Origin of the sequence: Dyadobacter jiangsuensis, assembly GCF_003014695.1 — a bacterium.
GTDB classification, from domain to species: domain Bacteria; phylum Bacteroidota; class Bacteroidia; order Cytophagales; family Spirosomataceae; genus Dyadobacter; species Dyadobacter jiangsuensis.
On sequence record NZ_PYAS01000022.1, the window covers coordinates 24,556 to 41,222 of the forward strand.

The 16,667-nt window shown below is 47.2% G+C and carries 14 protein-coding genes; 3 read left to right on the top strand and 11 right to left on the bottom strand.

Annotated features, from left to right (window positions below; all coding sequences use genetic code 11):
- Positions 1 to 100: 100 nt before the first annotated feature.
- From CLV60_RS30935 to CLV60_RS30980, 10 genes are all read right to left on the bottom strand, one after another.
- Positions 101 to 364 (bottom strand): GlsB/YeaQ/YmgE family stress response membrane protein, encoded by a 264-nt coding sequence (locus CLV60_RS30935; RefSeq protein ID WP_106599280.1) that lies wholly within the window; start codon positions 362 to 364, stop codon positions 101 to 103.
- Between the two features lie 44 nt (positions 365 to 408).
- Positions 409 to 876 carry a peptidoglycan-binding protein LysM gene (lysM, locus tag CLV60_RS30940; protein ID WP_106599281.1) on the bottom strand — a complete coding sequence of 156 codons (468 nt, stop codon included), beginning with the start codon at positions 874 to 876 and terminating at the stop codon, positions 409 to 411.
- Between the two features lie 88 nt (positions 877 to 964).
- Entirely contained in the window at positions 965 to 1,387 is a 423-nt protein-coding gene (locus tag CLV60_RS30945) for a hypothetical protein (RefSeq protein ID WP_106599282.1), read from the bottom strand.
- Positions 1,388 to 1,479: 92 nt separating this feature from the next.
- Positions 1,480 to 2,229: an LCIB family protein gene (locus CLV60_RS30950; RefSeq protein WP_106599283.1), complete on the bottom strand. Its 750-nt coding sequence runs from the start codon at positions 2,227 to 2,229 to the stop codon at positions 1,480 to 1,482.
- A gap of 52 nt (positions 2,230 to 2,281) precedes the next feature.
- Positions 2,282 to 3,298, bottom strand: coding sequence for a bestrophin family protein (locus tag CLV60_RS30955; RefSeq protein WP_106599284.1), 1,017 nt, complete (start codon positions 3,296 to 3,298; stop codon positions 2,282 to 2,284).
- Between the two features lie 4 nt (positions 3,299 to 3,302).
- Positions 3,303 to 3,968, bottom strand: coding sequence for a potassium channel family protein (locus tag CLV60_RS30960; protein WP_106599285.1), 666 nt, complete (start codon positions 3,966 to 3,968; stop codon positions 3,303 to 3,305).
- Positions 3,969 to 4,001: 33 nt separating this feature from the next.
- Entirely contained in the window at positions 4,002 to 4,760 is a 759-nt protein-coding gene (locus tag CLV60_RS30965) for an SDR family oxidoreductase (protein ID WP_106599286.1), read from the bottom strand.
- Between the two features lie 174 nt (positions 4,761 to 4,934).
- Positions 4,935 to 7,781, bottom strand: coding sequence for a DUF6923 family protein (locus tag CLV60_RS30970; RefSeq protein WP_170118912.1), 2,847 nt, complete (start codon positions 7,779 to 7,781; stop codon positions 4,935 to 4,937).
- A 694-nt stretch (positions 7,782 to 8,475) separates the two neighbouring features.
- Entirely contained in the window at positions 8,476 to 10,230 is a 1,755-nt protein-coding gene (locus CLV60_RS30975) for a response regulator (RefSeq protein WP_229211208.1), read from the bottom strand.
- A gap of 28 nt (positions 10,231 to 10,258) precedes the next feature.
- Positions 10,259 to 10,621: a hypothetical protein gene (locus tag CLV60_RS30980; RefSeq protein WP_106599288.1), complete on the bottom strand. Its 363-nt coding sequence runs from the start codon at positions 10,619 to 10,621 to the stop codon at positions 10,259 to 10,261.
- Between the two features lie 193 nt (positions 10,622 to 10,814).
- On the opposite strand from CLV60_RS30980, the gene CLV60_RS30985 reads away from it, so the two are divergent.
- Together CLV60_RS30985 and CLV60_RS30990 are read left to right on the top strand one after the other, a co-directional pair.
- Complete coding sequence (locus CLV60_RS30985) at positions 10,815 to 11,474, top strand: helix-turn-helix transcriptional regulator (protein ID WP_106599289.1); 660 nt, start codon at positions 10,815 to 10,817, stop codon at positions 11,472 to 11,474.
- 180 nt (positions 11,475 to 11,654) lie between these two features.
- The gene (locus CLV60_RS30990; RefSeq protein ID WP_170118913.1) at positions 11,655 to 11,885 is read left to right on the top strand and encodes an aldo-keto reductase family protein; all 231 of its coding nucleotides are present in this window, start codon (positions 11,655 to 11,657) and stop codon (positions 11,883 to 11,885) included.
- Between the two features lie 285 nt (positions 11,886 to 12,170).
- Here CLV60_RS30990 and CLV60_RS34805 read toward each other — a convergent pair whose 3' ends face one another.
- Positions 12,171 to 12,458 carry a DJ-1/PfpI family protein gene (locus tag CLV60_RS34805; protein ID WP_310589409.1) on the bottom strand — a complete coding sequence of 96 codons (288 nt, stop codon included), beginning with the start codon at positions 12,456 to 12,458 and terminating at the stop codon, positions 12,171 to 12,173.
- A 915-nt stretch (positions 12,459 to 13,373) separates the two neighbouring features.
- On the opposite strand from CLV60_RS34805, the gene CLV60_RS31000 reads away from it, so the two are divergent.
- A complete protein-coding gene (locus CLV60_RS31000) occupies positions 13,374 to 16,448 on the top strand; it encodes a non-ribosomal peptide synthetase family protein (RefSeq protein WP_106599290.1) in 3,075 nt (1,024 codons plus the stop codon).
- Positions 16,449 to 16,667 lie beyond the last annotated feature (219 nt).

A 16,667-nucleotide genomic window follows, 5' to 3' on the forward strand; every position in this document is an offset into this window, starting at 1 on the left:
CCTGGTGTTTTACACAAGCATCAGCATAGGACATAAACTCACCAAAATGCTTTACATTTTAGTGAGTTTATGTTTTCCCTAAGTTACTACGGATGCCCTTTTAAGCAGGTTTATTCCCTTTGATCAATGCAACTACACCCAGAACAACAATTGCCCCGATAAACGCAGTCAAGCACCTGGAAACAATTGCGGGGAATCCCAGTACCGTCTCAAGGTCATTCCCTAACAACCACCCACCTACGACCCCTCCAAGCATACCCAGTAAAATCTGAACCCACAAGGATAGCGAAAAACGGCTGAATGCTTTGTCGGCAAGCCAACCTGCCAGACCTCCGATCAGGATCGATACCAAAACATTTGTCATAGTAATTGGATTTATGTAAAACCTATAACGCAAACGCAGCCTGTTTATAATGCGGGGATCCTCAGCACCTGCCCAGGGTAGATCAGGTCGGGATTTTTCAGCATAGGTTTGTTAGCCTCAAAAATGGCCGGGTATTGGTTCATATCACCATAATAAGTCTGCGCGATTTTTGAGAGCGTATCGCCTTTTTCAACGGTATGGAACCGGGCGGTCGGAGTGGGCGCAACCACCTCGATACGGTTGTCAACCAAGTCTACATCTTCCACATTACCGACAGCCAGCGCAATTTTTTCGGCATCCTCCTGCCGGGCTACACTCCCTTCCAGGATCACGGTATGTTGGGATGTTCTCACACTGAGGCTGTTGTAAGGAAGCCCCAGCGACTTTATGTGCGCGAGCAGAGCACTCGCACGCAGAGGGTCGGCAACTTCCGCGGGGTGCGGCGCCGTGCCAGCTTCGTCTTTCTTGAAGATTTTCTCACCAACTCCTTTAATAAATGATAATAGACCCATAAAATAAAACTGTTTAAATGAATATTAATCGACACTGGTATATTCTGATAGAAATAAAATAGTACAGGGTAATTACCAACTCAGCAGATCATTTGTTTAATATTCCGTGTACGGCGTATTTACGTTTAAGCCGTCCGTGCCGGACAATCAAACTAGCCTGGTATTCACTTGTTTGTTGATCAATGACTGTTTCCTGCTTAACTGACAATATCACGCTATAATCGGCCCCGGAGAAATACATATCAAAACCTCTTCCATTCTTCAATGTCATGGTGTAGCTCAGCGGCACCCTTTGGCCTTCATCAATGTAAATGGCCCTTTTCAACAAATCAGCAGTGAATATGTATTGTCTTGCATGCAAAGGCACTTTTTGTAAAGCAAAAAAATATCCCGCGTTTTCTGTGGGACTTACTTCGTTTAATGCAGCGTGTGATACATGCTTAACGAACAGATCGCCCGCCCCGGAGAGCGTTGTTATTGCACAGAAATAAATAAGGTTGATAAATAGCATCACAGTATGTCAATACCGTTAGATGTAGCCCTCTAAGCGGCATCGGAAAGTTGTTGATAATTTCTTTTTCGTCTGACCTTCGCCTTAGCTTCTTATGCTTCCAGAAAATATTCTTTCATTAAGCTTCTCCGCTCGCTGGTGTCCAGATCAATATAGTCGAACTTCTTATATTGGCAGAACGATCCCATATCCCGATCCCCGTTGATAAAAACAGCACCGACCAGAATGACATACTTACAAGGGTACTGAGTTTGTCCGACCAATACCTCTATACGATTATCAATGGCTTCGTACATCACTTCGGTTGCCTCGAACAGATGATTGGACGCGCTCAGGATTCTTGCCTGGTTATGTAAAAAAATTTGCTCGATGGTATTCATCTGAAAATCCAGCGAACTGATGTTACCCTCGATGATCTGGTTGCTCAGCAGCTTATTTAAGGCTCCCTTTGCAGCCCCACAGCAAGCGGAATTCGCCTGCTGACCGATTCTGTTGATTTCACCGATAACACCTTCTTTTGTAATACCGATATGAGGCGCGTAAAATACAACCACCGCGCCATTTTCAGGAACGTGGTGGGCAAATGCATTCATACCCGTTAGTCCTGCGAAAGGGTAACCATTGAGCCCTCCCATTTTGAAGGGGCCAATCATCTCATAAGCCCGTGGCGGATACTGAATCGCATTGACGTCGTCACAACACATGCTATCAGCGTGCATTAGCTGTTCTGGTTTTAGGCCAAGATGCTTTTCGATGACATCCAGCAGGCGATCAATGGTGTCGATGGAAGTCATCGCATTAGGGTACCACTGACGAACAGCTTCAAGATGTTGATTTTTCATGTTCTTTTGGAATAAAATGATTTAAGCCCCGAACCACCGGGCATAGGTTTGCCTACATCAAAATGTTATTGACTGCTACCAATGGCTGGGGCAGCTCTCTCTCGCCCAGCATTTCCCTGAGATCGATCTCTATGTTACGGCTGATCTGAGTAACCGGGATGTCGTTCGCATTACCTTCAAATGGGTTTTCAGTAGACTCACCGATTTGCTCTAAGATCAAAAAGACCCAGCCTAGCAAAACGCTGAGCGGTATGGCCAGCCAGACAATATTATCCCCCAGCCTGTCGGTCAGCTTGGAAAGCTCGCCAAGAAATCCCAACGGCAGCATCAGGCAAAGCATATTGGTGAAGTACAAATTGATGCTGGAAAACTGGCGTGGATAGGGAGAATTCTTAATGCGTTCGCATTTGCCCTGCTGATCGTACAGGTCTTTGAGCAGACTTTCCAGTGCCACGTAGCTGTAATCAGCGATCATACCCTGCTCATTGAGCGTTCTGAGCTGTGCAGACTGCGTCGCGATGAGTTGTGCCGCCTTGTTTTTAGTGGATAGGATGTACTGCAGTTCTTCGTAGTTCAAAAAACTTTTCAGCTCCTGGTCCAGCGTGCTTTCCCATTCCGGAACTTTATAGTACTTCAGATACTGGCGGTTATAGCTGCGGGTCTTAACGTTTTCCCAGCTTTTGGTTTCGCGCAACTGAAAGCGCAGCGCGGTAAGCCAAGCCAGATGCCGGTAAATAATCTGCCTGTGAAGGGCCGCCTCACTTGCCTTTTCGGGGGTCCTTAGAAAATCCCTCACCATGATTCCCATCGCACGGCTACTATTGATGATTGCTCCATACACCTGCCTTGCTTCCCAGCTCCGGTTGTAGGTCTGCGTATTTCTAAACCCGGAAATAAACGCTGTGGCTGTACCCAGCAGCGCCACCGGCACCCAGGGAAGGGCCAGCCATTTCCAATCCAGAAAATAGAACAATGTGGTCGGAACGCTGCTTATCAAAAGCATCTTGTAGATTTTCGTCCGTGTCCAGGGAATGAAATGATATAGGTTGTAATGGCTGGATGTGTTCATTAGGTTATTGGCTGTTGGAAGAAAATTTACTGATCAGAATGCCTACCAGCACAACAGTATAAAACTGCCCTACAATACCGATGAATGCGGCAACCAGCTTGGTGGCAGGCAGGTTGGGCGTGATGTCCCCAAAACCGATGCTGGTAAAGGTAATAGAACAGAAATACACAAGATCGATAAAAGTGTGTGCGGGCGAAGAGGTGTCGATCCCGTTGAAGGCCCGATGGTCCTGGTACTGGAAATACTGCAATAAGAAAACGGAAATTTCTATAAGTAATAAATAGCCGCAAGCCGCGGCGGAAATGATGTCGGTATTAATATAACCTGGCTTTACAAGGAAACTGAGCAATTCGGCAAACAGAAAGCAAAAGAAGACTACATAATTGATATTGAGCAAGGTAAAGTACCAGGGAACATCCTTGAAGAACGGGATACCGATCGGGAGCAACAGGATGGCTACGAAATGTAAGTTACGTAGCCAATGTCCCCAGCTGTGTTTGCCGGCAAAAGTAAGAATGCTGCCGACACCTAGTATCAGTATATTCACCGGCCAGACCACCCGGGTATAAAAATCGAGATCAGGCAAGAAAATACCGACGAACAAATGCTGCACCAGTACTAATAACAGCAGTTCATACTTCCGTTTTTCAAGCCTTTTCGCGATGTTCATAAACGATCCCGGAATCCTGTCTCAAACTAACTTCTACCGCGTCGTGTATCCGCCGTTAGCGAATATAGTCTGACCGGTAATCCACCAACCCTCTGATACCAGAAACTCCACCAAAGGAGCAATGTCCCTGATGTCGGTCAATCCGCCGAGCGCGGCGGCCGATTTATGGTAGGCAACCGCATCGTCGCTTTCCTGACCGTAAAAGAACGGGGTGTCCATCGGGCCAGGTGCTACGGCCGTTACGGAAATACCCCTTGCTCCAAATTCTTTGGAAGCTGCGCGCGTATAGTGCTCCACAGGAGCCTTTTGACCGGCATACGTAGAATACAAGCCTGTGTATGCCGCCAGTAGGGAGGTAACGATCGTACATATCTTACCGTTTTCATTTACCTTCTTGCCTGCCTCCTGGATAAAGAAGTAAGCCACCTTCGAATTGATGTCGGCCATGCTGTCGTATTCCTCTTCGGAGGTATCGCCGAACGGCTTTTTAAGCACTTTCCCAACCGTATTGATCGCAATGTCAACTCCTCCGAAGGCGGCCACGGCCTCATCAAAAAATCGGGTGATATTGCCAATTTGCGTTAAATCCCCCTGAAAAAGAAACCCTTCTGCCCCGGCGGCTTTCACATCGGCCAGTGTGGCTTCCGCTTCTGGCCGGGAACTTTCACTGTTGTAATGAATGGCAAGCCTGGAAACTCCCTTCCTGGCGAGGTTGCGAGCGAGCAAGCCACCTAGATTCTTTCCTCCACCGGCGATTAACGCCGTCTTGCCCCTAAGATCGCTTTTTAGCATAATCCTGGTTTTTAGTTTATAATGAACACTCTATTAAACAATTACCTCTGGTAGTGAACTTTTATGGCATGTATTTCGCTGCCCTAACACCACAAGGTTCCCCTGTCAAGAAGATATGGAATCAAAAATCCCATATCTTCTCTCCATGCCGGGGGTACACGGATTGTTTGCTTTTTATTTCACGACAAACATCTTCGTTTGCACGTCGCCGCTGGTTGAGATGAAGCGCAGTACATACATGCCTGAGGCAAGTCCATGCAGATTCAATTCCTGGTTTTTGGTCAGGCTCTGTTGCAGCACCAGATTCCCCGTCAGAGTCGTTAACTCGGCACGATACCGCTCGGACCCTGGTATAGTGATCGTCAACTTGCCATTCACAACCGGGTTAGGATAGACAGATATCCGCTCCGTGCCGTTTTCAACAAACACCGCTTTGATAGCGCTGAAAGCATACGTACCGTCCAAATCGACCATTCTCAGGCGATATAGATTTTCCCCTTTTTCCGGTGAACCGTCGGTGTAAGTGTAGTTTCTCAAAACACTGCTTTCCCCATTTGACCGAATACTGCCGATTGTAGACCAAACTTTGCCATTCCGGCTGCGCTCGATTTCAAAGCGGTCCGAATTTACTTCCTCGGTGGTAGACCAGGTAAGCAGTGCTGTGTTCCCTTCTTTTCTGGCATCAAAGGCTACCAGTGTTACAGGCATCGGGCAATCTACGATGATAGTTAATGTAGCGATCGATTCCAGGCCATTGCCATCAATTACCACGTAATCGATAGATATGGTATCGCGCAGGCCCTCGACCGGAGTAAATGTGATCGCACCCGTCACATTATTCACATTGTATTCGCCCTGGTCAGCGACAGTCAGGGTCGTCACCCGGGCAAGTGTGCCGGGCGTCAATAGTTTCACACTTGAAGGGACCAGCGGCGCACTGCCCGCCACGTCATTGGCCAGCACATCGACCGTAGCCGCGTTGCAAGTAGTGGTACCGTTGTCGTTCACGGCCACTGGCGGATCATTCACGATTGCGCTTGGGCAGCGCGCACCATCACCCGGCGTTACGCCCGATGCCGTCGAAAACAGGGAGGCAGTAAGGTTTGTAAGCGGCGCGCTGATCTTGAAAATGGCCCCGCTGCCATTGTTACCTACATACATATCGCCATCCGTATCAAAGAATGCAGTGCCAAAAGCGCCGGTGTAGGTAGATGTTTCAATGCCCGCGCCGGTTACTGAGCCCAATGTCGTTCGGTTACCTGTTGCCGGATCAAACTGGTATAGCACCTTGCTTGTTCCAAATCCGTAAAGCATGCCATTGGTCGGGTTGAACGACCAATCGTTCAAGTCGGTCGGCGTAGTGGGCACTGTTACGGCAGTGAGGTAATTTGCGGAGCCGGGATTCAGGTCGACCTTAGTGATCTGGTTGGAATTGGAGGCATACAGATAGAGAATGCCATTCGGGCTGACATCTCCGGTTGCATAACCCGGCACTGGCGAGGGAAAACCGGTCACATCATGGAATGTCACAGACCAATCACTGCCGATCCGTACGAGCTGATTGGTGCCGTAGCGGAAACCCCAGATGTAGTTGTCAACGGTGTTATAGCCGATGGCGTTAATGAAAGCATTAGGGCCTTCGATCAAAGTCTGTTTACCCAGGGTTGTAACGCCGCTCGAAAGGTCGAGTGTGTAACCATCCGAAACGTTGGAACCGCCTATATTCCGGTTGCCGATCACATAGCTCAGTTCCGAGCATGGGAAAGCGGGCTGAGCAGCCCAGGTTGCGGAAGCTTCCCGAAAAGGATAGGTAATATCACCCTTGCTTAGCCCAATAAATCCCTGGAAATCGTTCAGACCTGTGCAGGGTTCATATATAATGAGATTATTGACATTCCAAAAATCTGGTTGATTGTAGACAACTCGTAACGTCGCTGTGGTACTTGCGGCACTGGTAACAGACACTGTCGCGGAAGCGGGCGATGACGCAAACGTCAGGGTGCTGTTGCCTGCATCATATGTCGCCCCTGTTACCGAGTTCAGGGTCACGCCCGCGGGGAGCTCCAACTTAAAAACTCTCGGATGTCCGCCGTCGTCTGTCAGGTTAACAGTAAAATTTTGAGGCGTCCCTGCCGAAACTACTGTTGCCGGGCCGGTAATTGAAAACACTGGCTCAGCCGGGCTTGGCAGGCTGGGAATAGCATCGATCGCATCTCCATGAAGCCCGGGGTAGTGACCAGCATAGTTTGGCCCAAGTGTAGAGTTAACCGCTCCCTGAACATCCATGAAGTTTTGATAAGTCGTTGCCGGTGTTGCAATGTTTTTCATAATATAGACCAGGCGGGCCGCCTTTAATTGATCCACCCCGTCCGCAGTTCCTGATTTATCCAAGTCCGGACGAGCGTGTGGAAAGAAAACAACCTGTCCAATATAATTGCTGTTCGCCATAGAAGGCGAGGGTTTCCCGTAGTCAATACAAAAAGAGAGTTCGGAAGAAACAAGGTTCTTATTTGCATCAAAATAGGCAGTAGCAATGGGCGTGGCCTCCTCGGGATAGGAGTCCATCACAGTATACGAGTTAGGAGTGATAAACTTTTTCCAATAAGCTACCTGAAAACCAAACGCCGACGTAGCAACCTCATCTCCGGTTGTATACGGGATAAAGATTTTAAAGTCTCCTCCGGCCGAGGCGACAGGGCTTTCAAATGTCACAGTAACAGAGCCTGTATAGGTACGGGTTTGCAACAAATAACCCGAAGCGTTTGCCGATGTTATGGTTTCGGCCGGTGTTCCCGTTGCAGAAGCACCCTGATAAATATTGATAACCGCGGCGGGGGCCATGTCCAGAAAGTCAAACCGGAGCACAACTTTGCCTGTTGTTCCATCGGACAGTTCGGGATTAATGGTAACCATACGAAGCGGATAAACGGCATTCATCGTCTCGGAGAGTGTCAGTTTGCCCGATGTTGCCTTTCCGGCGCCAGTCTTTCCAGCCGGTACATTCTCCGGAAAAAAATTCACAGCATCGCTTACATTAAAATACAACCACCTGATTCCTCCTCCGGGATCCGGACATGATTGGGCATTCGCAAATGATACTGGTAGCCATGCCAAAATAGCAACTAGAATAAAACTCGTAAGCCGCACAAAAAGAATACTACGCGTCGTGTAGAAGGTTAACATACAAAATAGCGTTTTAAATTCAATTATTTTAAGAGGATACATATTGAACGAATGAGAAATATGCTTGCTATCAAAATTATTTTCGCACGACACCCCAAGCAATATCAACCCTCAAACGCTTTAAACAAATACAGATAAATACATTCAAATGAATTAAGCTGAAGGCATTTTCAGAATTATAAATTGTTTTACATATAGATTGATTAAAAGTTTGATTTATCATTTATAAAATCAGTAGACCTATCCTGCCGTAAATCACAGGTGGCGTTCATAAGCCCTATTCGTGCGGCGATTCATTTTGTAAATCTATTGTTTTTCAACCACCCGCAAGGTTGAAAAACCTGTCTATTACCAGGGAATATTTTGCCAAAACACCTTACCATCCCCATTATTAACAGAGGAATGCACGTTTATCCTCTATAATCCTCACCCGTAAATATCAATAACAAGGCTGGGTCAAATACACCAGTTTCGTTACCAATTATATCCGAGGCAAATTCATCCAATAGACATTGAAAAATCAAGAATAACATCAGCTTTGTTTCTTGATTTCGTTAGGCTTCTTACCAAATGCTTTTGCGAACTCCTTACTAAAATGCCTGCTATCCTCGAACCCTATGATGGTGGCCACTTCACCTACATTATACACCCCCGACTCCAATAGCTTTTTAGCTTCACTGAGCCGAATTGCCTTTGTGAAATCATTAACTGTCATTCCAGTCAGTAATTTCAATTTCCTATAAAGTGCAGATACACTCATCCCGACCTTAAAAGCCAGTTCATTGACACCAAATTTCGGATCGGAAATGTTCTCAATAAGCAGCGCTCTGAGCTTGTCGATAAATGCATCGTTCACGTCCTGGGCTATACTGTTTGCTGTATGCTGGTCGGATGTGACAGATTCGCGGTAAAATTCTTTCAGCTCGTTCCGGAGGCGGATAAGGTTCGCGACCTTCAATTCAAGAATTCTCGGGTCGAATGGTTTAACCAGGTAATCATCCGCTCCGGAAGCAAGCCCCTCGACAATCTGCTTATTTTGGGTTCGGGCGGTCAGCAGCACTATCGGTATATGTGAAGTCGCAATATTGTTTTTCAACCGGCTACATAGCTCCAAACCATTCATGCCCGGCATCATCACGTCCGAAAGAATAACATCGGGCAGATGCTCGTTGGCGAGTTCCAACCCCTGCAGCCCGTTCTCGCCTTCCAGTGTATTGAATTCGTGCCGGAAAAGCTCTTTGATAAACACGCGTAGCTGATCGTTGTCCTCGATAATCAGCATCGTGTTGGCTTGCTTTTCAGGAAATGGATCGTCGCTAACGGGCACTGCCTGCGTAGCGCCCGGAATGCTGCCGAAGTATTCGTTACTTTTCACGGCGATTTGATCAGGAGCGAAATGCCGGTTTTCACGGAGCATCCGGATCGCAAGGGTCGTGCTTCCGTGGGAAAACTTGGTTGCCAGGCGACTTTCGGCTGTCAAATACCCCCGGTGCTGCTCTACAATACTCTTAGATAATGCTAGCCCTAATCCGTAACCCGGTTTTTCCGAATCCGCCTGGTAGTAATAGGTAAATAAGTTACGCAAATGCTCCTCGGATATGCCTTTGCCATTATCCTCAATTGTGAAAAGCACCTCATTGGAAAATTCAGCAATGCGCACTGTAACCTTGCCTCCTTCGGGGCTAAACTTGTAAGCATTGCTTATCAGATTGTAGAAAACCTTTTGCATCTGTCCCAAATCAAACCAAAGCATAACAGGTTCATCGGGACAAAGAAGTGAAGTCTGGATATCCCGCTCAATCGCCGAATGCTCGAATGCCGCAATGACATTTTGAATAACCTTGACAACATCATATTCCTGCACTTGCAGCCGCTCGCTCCCGCTCTGGATTTTGCGAAAATCAAGCAGTTCATTGACCAACAGCATCAAGCGGTCGGAGTTACTTCTGGCGTAGCCTAGATAATGGTCAACATTCTTACCCTCCTTAGCCTGCTGAGATGCTTTTTCCAGCGGGCCGATGATCAACGACAAGTGCGTTCTGATTTCGTGAGATATATTCGTGAAGAAGTCGAGCTTGGCCTGGTTCAGCGCATTTTCCTTCCTGAATGAGCTTTGGAGCCAGAAGAACCTTGTAACTGCAAATATGACCATGGCAGTCAACAGCAGGTAGCCCAGATACGCGTACCAGGTCTTCCACCCGGGCGCCATTTGGGCCTGGGTAAGGTACTCGGAACTGGTGAATGCCGGAACGAGCAATGCCCGAAAAAAGACAAGCAACGTTTTCAATAGAGCGTATGATTTTATAGAATTTATTTCAGATCCACTTCATACTACCGACAATGGGCAATTGCAGAAATCCCAACAGTGGCAGCGTTGCGAAAGGAAATTTTTCGACATAAGCGAAGCGATGAATGATCAAATTTATTCTATCCCAATCGCCGTGAAGCAAACTTAAAAACCTTCGATTAATTCCTTTTGATGCTTTGGCAGCCAACATTCGTCTGACAAGATATCCCCACCAGATTAACAAAGAAAACACAGAAGCGGCCCCAAATGGCAACAGGCAGAAGCTGTCACCGCCTAGGGAAATACAATTCCGGCGATTCTTGCCAAGCACGTTCGTTTCAAACGTCAAACATCGGGATAGAGTTAATCCTATGTCCAATGCCTCGCTCATCGAAACGGCGTTTCTTCGCATATGCGACGCCCCCCGACTAAAATGCGAAGTCGCCTTTCCTGGTTTGGAACGTTACCATTTAACCCGCTGACAACATAACCCTGCTAGATTGACAATATTCCAATCGTGTGGTTTGCTACAAATTGAAAACCTTGCAGCAGTAAGTATTGGAATATTAAAATTCATTTGAGAGATGAAAACACCCCCAACCTCCACCAATGTAGATTTAATTGCTATTGTTGATCCTCGTCCTGTGTTCAAAAGGGGTTTTAGGCAAACTTTATCCCAAAGCCGGGCCGCTTTGGAGGTCATTGAAGCGGTTAACTGCCAGGATCTGGAAAAAAAACACCATGGCCGCTCACCTGCGATCATCTTTGTTTTCGGTGCGGGCGTTCCCGATGTCGAGATAATTAACCTTGCCAATCGTCTGCGGCGTTACAGCCCGCAAGCCGCCATCGCGGTGTACGATAATCGAAAATCGATGAACTTCTTACTCACCTTTTTCCGGGAAAGTATTGGAGGATATTTGCCGGAGGATTTCGACTCCCGTGAACTTGATATGTGTATCGATTCTCTTGCTGCCGGCTTACATTATATTAATAGTGAAATCGCCTACCAGTTAATCACCCAAAAGAACCATGATCAAAAGAAGCGTCAGCCCGGGACATTATCCGGTCTGGAGCAAAAAGTAGCGGGGTGCCTGATCAGGGGAATGACCACTTCGGAGATCGCACAAACCCTGGACAGGCGCAGCTCGACGATCAGCACTGTCAAATCCAATATTTACAGAAAGACCAAAGTACATAACATCATCGACCTCGAAAGGGTGCTAAGAAAACAGGGAGCATCCTAGGAAACGTTGGGAGACAATTGATTGTCTTCTTGCCATTGTCCGCAAAAATCGCATATCAAACACCCCCTGCCAGCTAACTGAATATATGCCATATGAATTAATCAAATATTGTAAACAGCAAGACATCCTCGTCCAAGCCCATTCTCCGATCGGCCATGGAGAGCTGCTTAAAACGAAGAGATGCAGGCGATTGCAGACAAATATTATGTTTCGATCGTGCAACTGGGTATCCGCTATCCTTTGGAACTGGATCTGTTGCCATTACCCAAAACCGCCAACCCCGCACACATGAAAAGTAATGCGGACGTCGGCTTCAAAATCAGCCAGAACGATATGGAACTGCTTAATCAGATTCAGCCTATCAGGGATGACGGGGCAGCAAGCCACCTGCCGGTGTTTACGAACAAGTAACATTAAAGCTTAAGTTGGTCTGAGAGTGTTATTTATGAATTTCAAAAATAGTGAGCTATGAGTGCGAGAGAAAAGCCAGAATTGTTGATCAATTGTCGGAAGCGACATTTGTTGAAACCTGGTTGAAACATGCAAAGATTTCCTGGTAAAACTCCAGGTGTGACTGCCTAGCTTGTCCGGTTATGATATTTTCATCTCGAACGGCCTGCCGGGTAGAATATGAGCCATCCCCATCTCGATTTCTGCACGTACATGTCCATAGGTCGTTAATGTTCGGTTATCGGCTCATCCGGCTGTTACCAAAATCTGGATACCGTGGAAGACGGCCAACACCCATTTGCCTCCCGGGTCAAAATCGCGCACTATCTCCAACAGCGCTACGTGGTTGCGCAGGTATTCGGGAGCACGGCCGCCAAACAAGAGTATGATATCATAGTCGCCTGTCGCCACTTCGCTAATCCTTAAATCTGCGTTTAGACAATAGCCTGGCCGCTCAACATATGTATCGCAACCCGGTTCAATATCGTGCATTAAGAAGTTAAGGCGGCGTCTGACGGGAGCGGCAGTCTTCATGGAAACGCACGCTTCCTGGGAGTGGTGCACGGTATAAAGTGCTCTTAACGGTCACCACCGTCACCGGTGACGATCAGTACTTTTCGAGCCATTTGCAGTCGAGTTAAAAATTGGGAAGCTTAGTCCGGCCGTTTGATCTACAAAAAAGTCAAGAGTTGAAAACAGGTGCATCCTGCCTCCTAAGCCAAAAAATCTGTCTAAAAATTCGATAGTTGTGCCTAACATTTATATTGTTCAAAGATGGTCAGGCGCTTAATCTTTCCTAAAACCGTATGACAATGACGTTTCCAGTTCAGTATGTGCCTGTCCATGGAGAATTCGGTGCAATACTTCGCCCCGTTCCGTGGCAGATTGATCAGTAATCCGAATTCTTGGATCTTGTTCAACCAACTGCTGAAAGGAAGATTTAGTGGTCATTGGCACCGTAGTTTCCAATCATCAACACCATTTTCATGCAGGAGGCAATAAGGGAATACACAGCAGCGGTCACTTCTGCCGCTTGATGGGAGCCTGAGTACAAATACCTTCCCTTAACGCAAACGGCGTGATGGCATCAACCAGATTATTGCAGTCCACCGCAGCAGTCTCTACCACTTGTCGGCATATCCCATAAGTACTTGATCCCTCAATCAAGCTCGTCTACATCCTGTCAAAGCGCCTGATCACCAAATTGGCATGGCGGATTACGATTGCAGTCGGGCCCGGCAGGAGATACCCCGAACAAACGAATTGGGGCTGGTTAATTTCATCGACACTATTAGTAATTAATAAATAATTCTACCATTAAAATTGAAATAATTCGACAATGAATTAGATGGATTCGAGACGTAATTTCACTTTTTTTGTAGGGAACATGATTTTCTCCTGGATTTCTCACCAATTCACATTATCAACCAAATTTTATCATGCTATTTCATGGACAACAAACAGACCAATGCTGCCTTGCTTTATGGGCGGGACAGCACTTTACTCGATTTATTCACCAATTCTGTCAGGAAGCATCCGGAAAGGACAGCAGTGGCCAGTGATGGCACCAGCATTACATTCAGTCAACTCGACGTAGCCAGCAACAAGATCGCCCATTGTCTGCTGGCCGCAGGCGTCGGCCGGTCATCACTGATACCTATATGGCTCGATCGCTCCGTCGACTTGATTGTGTCCATTATAGGGGTTTTAAAGGCAGGTGCTGCTTACGTTCCGGTGGACCAGGCCTATCCTCCCAACAGGCTGGCTTATATTCTGTCCGACGCCGGAGGACAATTGGTGATCACCGACCATTATCACAAGACTTTTTTGCCGCAAAACAGCCGGGCTATTACATTGACTGACCAGGATGTTCAACAGCAAGCCATCGGACCTGTCAACGTAGCGGTGCTACCGGAAGATCTTGCATATGTTATCTATACTTCAGGGTCGACCGGAAATCCCAAAGGAGTAATGGTAGCACACGGTTCAATACAGAATTTGGTTGGCTGGCATAATGTCCATTTCGGCGTTACAGCCGAAAGCCGGCTCAGTTTTGTCGCTGGTACAAGTTTTGATATCGCCGTTTGGGAGATATGGTCTTCATTGGCAGCAGGATCCGCATTGTATATCGCCAACAACGAAGAGCGGACAAACGCAGATGGGCTGCTCGACTATTATGAGCGTCACAGTATTACCCACGGCTTTGCACCAACCGTTCTGGTCCCCGATATTGTCCTCAATACAACAGCCAGAAAGCTTTCTTTATCTTATCTTTTTACAGGTGGTGAAAAACTAAAACCCGTTGACACAAAGCGTATCTCCTACAACCTGATCGACTACTACGGCCCAACCGAATGTACCGTTTTTGCCACCTACGCCAAGGTAAACCGTCCAGAAGGTGCATATGTTTCGACCATTGGAAAGCCCCTGGCTAACATCCAGGCACACATTGTAAACCCACAAATGCAGCCACTTCCTGCCGGCCAGATCGGTGAGCTTTGTATTGGTGGAGTATGCCTGGCAAAAGGCTACTGGAACAACCCGGAACTTACCGCCGGGAAATTTATCGACAACCCGTTCAGAGCAAATGAAAAGCTCTACAAAACGGGCGATCTTGCCCGCTGGCTGCCGGATGGCGATATCGAATTCATCGGCAGGATCGATAATCAGGTAAAGATCAAGGGTTATCGTATCGAACTGGGGGAAGTGGAAACGGTATTGCTGAAAGCACCTCATGTCGGGGCAGCGGCGGTGATCGCCAAGGAGAACAGCAGGCAAAACAAAATGCTGATCGCATTCATTGTACCGGCACCCGGAGAACTTATTTCCGATGAGAAGGCGGCGGCAAAGGCTATCCGTCAATACCTTAAGGAGGAGTTGCCCGGTTATATGATCCCTACTCATTTTGCATTTCTGGACAAAATGCCTCTGAATACCAACGGTAAAACAGATACGCGCAGGTTGCATGAGATGCAATTACGGGATATTTCCGTCGATGGTCTCATAGCAGGGCCAGCATCAAAAATGCAAGAGTGCATTGCCTGTATATGGAGCGAACTGCTCGACCGGGCGGCCGTTGACATCACCGACAATTTCTTTGATATTGGCGGCGATTCCCTGCTTGTGGCAGTTGCGGCCGCGGATATCTCTAAGATGCTAAAAGTAAAAGTATATCTGAGGGATATTTACCAGTTTCCTACGATAGAGGCACTTGCAGCTATGCTGAGCAAACGAAAGGAAGTCACCGCAAATATCCCACTGGAAGATGCAGAACCGGTGACAGAACTCCAGAATGATGTATACCTGGCGCCCGGCACGGTTATCCATGGGACTTTTGACAGAAGTGTTTTGAAAAACCCGCATCACGTTTTTCTGACCGGAATTACAGGATTTGTGGGTATCCATTTGCTGCATGAATTGTTGGTCAGGACTGATGCTGTTATCCATTGCCTTATCAGAGCCAGAAATACCTTCGATGCCTGGATGAAAATCGACGGGACAATAAATAAATTCAACCTTACCATTGACGAAGGGCTCAAAACAAGGATTATCCCGGTTGTCGGAGACCTTACACAACCCGAAATGGGCCTTCCCAGGGACCACTATGACGAGCTTTCCGGATCGATCGACATTATCTATCATTCAGCGAGCTCAGTCAACTTTATAGAACCTTACTCTTATAACAAAGTACCAAACGTAGATGGCCTTCGTCGGATCATTAAATTCGCTGGAAACATCAGACTTAAATGCCTTGCGCTCATGTCCACCATATCTGTATATAGCTGGGGACACAAATTTACGCACAAGACGGTGATGACCGAGCAGGATGATATCAAACAGAACATTCTGTCGGTCAGCAAAGATATTGGGTACGTAAGAAGTAAGTATGTGATGGAAGCAATTGCGGACTTAGCCGCGTCTGAAGGCCTACCCGTGGTTACCTATCGACTGGGGTATGCGATCTGTCACAGCACAACAGGTGCATTCGCGCCCTACCAATGGTGGTCCAATCTGGTAAAAGTGTGTCTCAGGTACAACAGCTACCCGGACCTGATCGAGCTTAGGGAAGGTCTGATCACGGTAGATTATATAGCTGAATCTGTCGTACACATCACTGGTAACCCAGACTGCCTGGGACTGAAGTTCAATTTGATTGCTTCGCCTTCCGAGAATCTTACCCTTAAACAGTTCTTCTTATTACTTCAAAAATACTATACGGTCACATTGCAACCATTGCCTTACCTGGAATGGCGTGCGCAGTGGGAAAACGACAGCACATGCGAACTGTATCCGCTCACCAGTCTGTTCAAGGACAATATGTACGAAGGCTTATCGACCGTCGAGTTATATCAGAATACCTATATCTGGGATAATGCGCAGACCAAAACATTTCTGGAAGGCAGCGGTATTCAGGAGCCAGTTTTTGACAAGAAATTATTGGATGCTTACCTGCATTACCTGGGTGTTCTGCTAGAGGCACGTCAGGAATCCGAGTCAACAGATGCACTCTTGACAACGCCTTGATCGACCCGAGATGTAAGGGCTGACAGGCAGTTTAAATCTACGGCGCTCTTGTCAGCCCTATTCTTTCCAAAATGAACAGGTGATTTACTGCCTGACTGATGAATCTGCCCCATTTCACGTCAAATTTGAAAACCAGCTGGTAGTACGGATATTTTGCACTCGTGTGTCCCTTAATGATATCCCGACACCTGGTAGACCATTGGAATGTGATGCATTCAT

What these genes read in the sequence shown, in the direction of transcription:
- CLV60_RS30935 (WP_106599280.1), bottom strand. Translation starts at nt 364, where the DNA reads ATGACAAATGTTTTGGTATCGATCCTGATCGGAGGTCTGGCAGGTTGG.
- CLV60_RS30985 (WP_106599289.1), top strand. Translation starts at nt 10,815, where the DNA reads ATGAAAACACCCCCAACCTCCACCAATGTAGATTTAATTGCTATTGTT.
- CLV60_RS30965 (WP_106599286.1), bottom strand. Translation starts at nt 4,760, where the DNA reads ATGCTAAAAAGCGATCTTAGGGGCAAGACGGCGTTAATCGCCGGTGGA.
- CLV60_RS30945 (WP_106599282.1), bottom strand. Translation starts at nt 1,387, where the DNA reads ATGCTATTTATCAACCTTATTTATTTCTGTGCAATAACAACGCTCTCC.
- CLV60_RS30990 (WP_170118913.1), top strand. Translation starts at nt 11,655, where the DNA reads ATGCAGGCGATTGCAGACAAATATTATGTTTCGATCGTGCAACTGGGT.
- CLV60_RS31000 (WP_106599290.1), top strand. Translation starts at nt 13,374, where the DNA reads ATGGACAACAAACAGACCAATGCTGCCTTGCTTTATGGGCGGGACAGC.
- CLV60_RS34805 (WP_310589409.1), bottom strand. Translation starts at nt 12,458, where the DNA reads ATGAAGACTGCCGCTCCCGTCAGACGCCGCCTTAACTTCTTAATGCAC.
- lysM (WP_106599281.1), bottom strand. Translation starts at nt 876, where the DNA reads ATGGGTCTATTATCATTTATTAAAGGAGTTGGTGAGAAAATCTTCAAG.
- CLV60_RS30980 (WP_106599288.1), bottom strand. Translation starts at nt 10,621, where the DNA reads ATGAGCGAGGCATTGGACATAGGATTAACTCTATCCCGATGTTTGACG.
- CLV60_RS30960 (WP_106599285.1), bottom strand. Translation starts at nt 3,968, where the DNA reads ATGAACATCGCGAAAAGGCTTGAAAAACGGAAGTATGAACTGCTGTTA.
- CLV60_RS30950 (WP_106599283.1), bottom strand. Translation starts at nt 2,229, where the DNA reads ATGAAAAATCAACATCTTGAAGCTGTTCGTCAGTGGTACCCTAATGCG.
- CLV60_RS30955 (WP_106599284.1), bottom strand. Translation starts at nt 3,298, where the DNA reads ATGAACACATCCAGCCATTACAACCTATATCATTTCATTCCCTGGACA.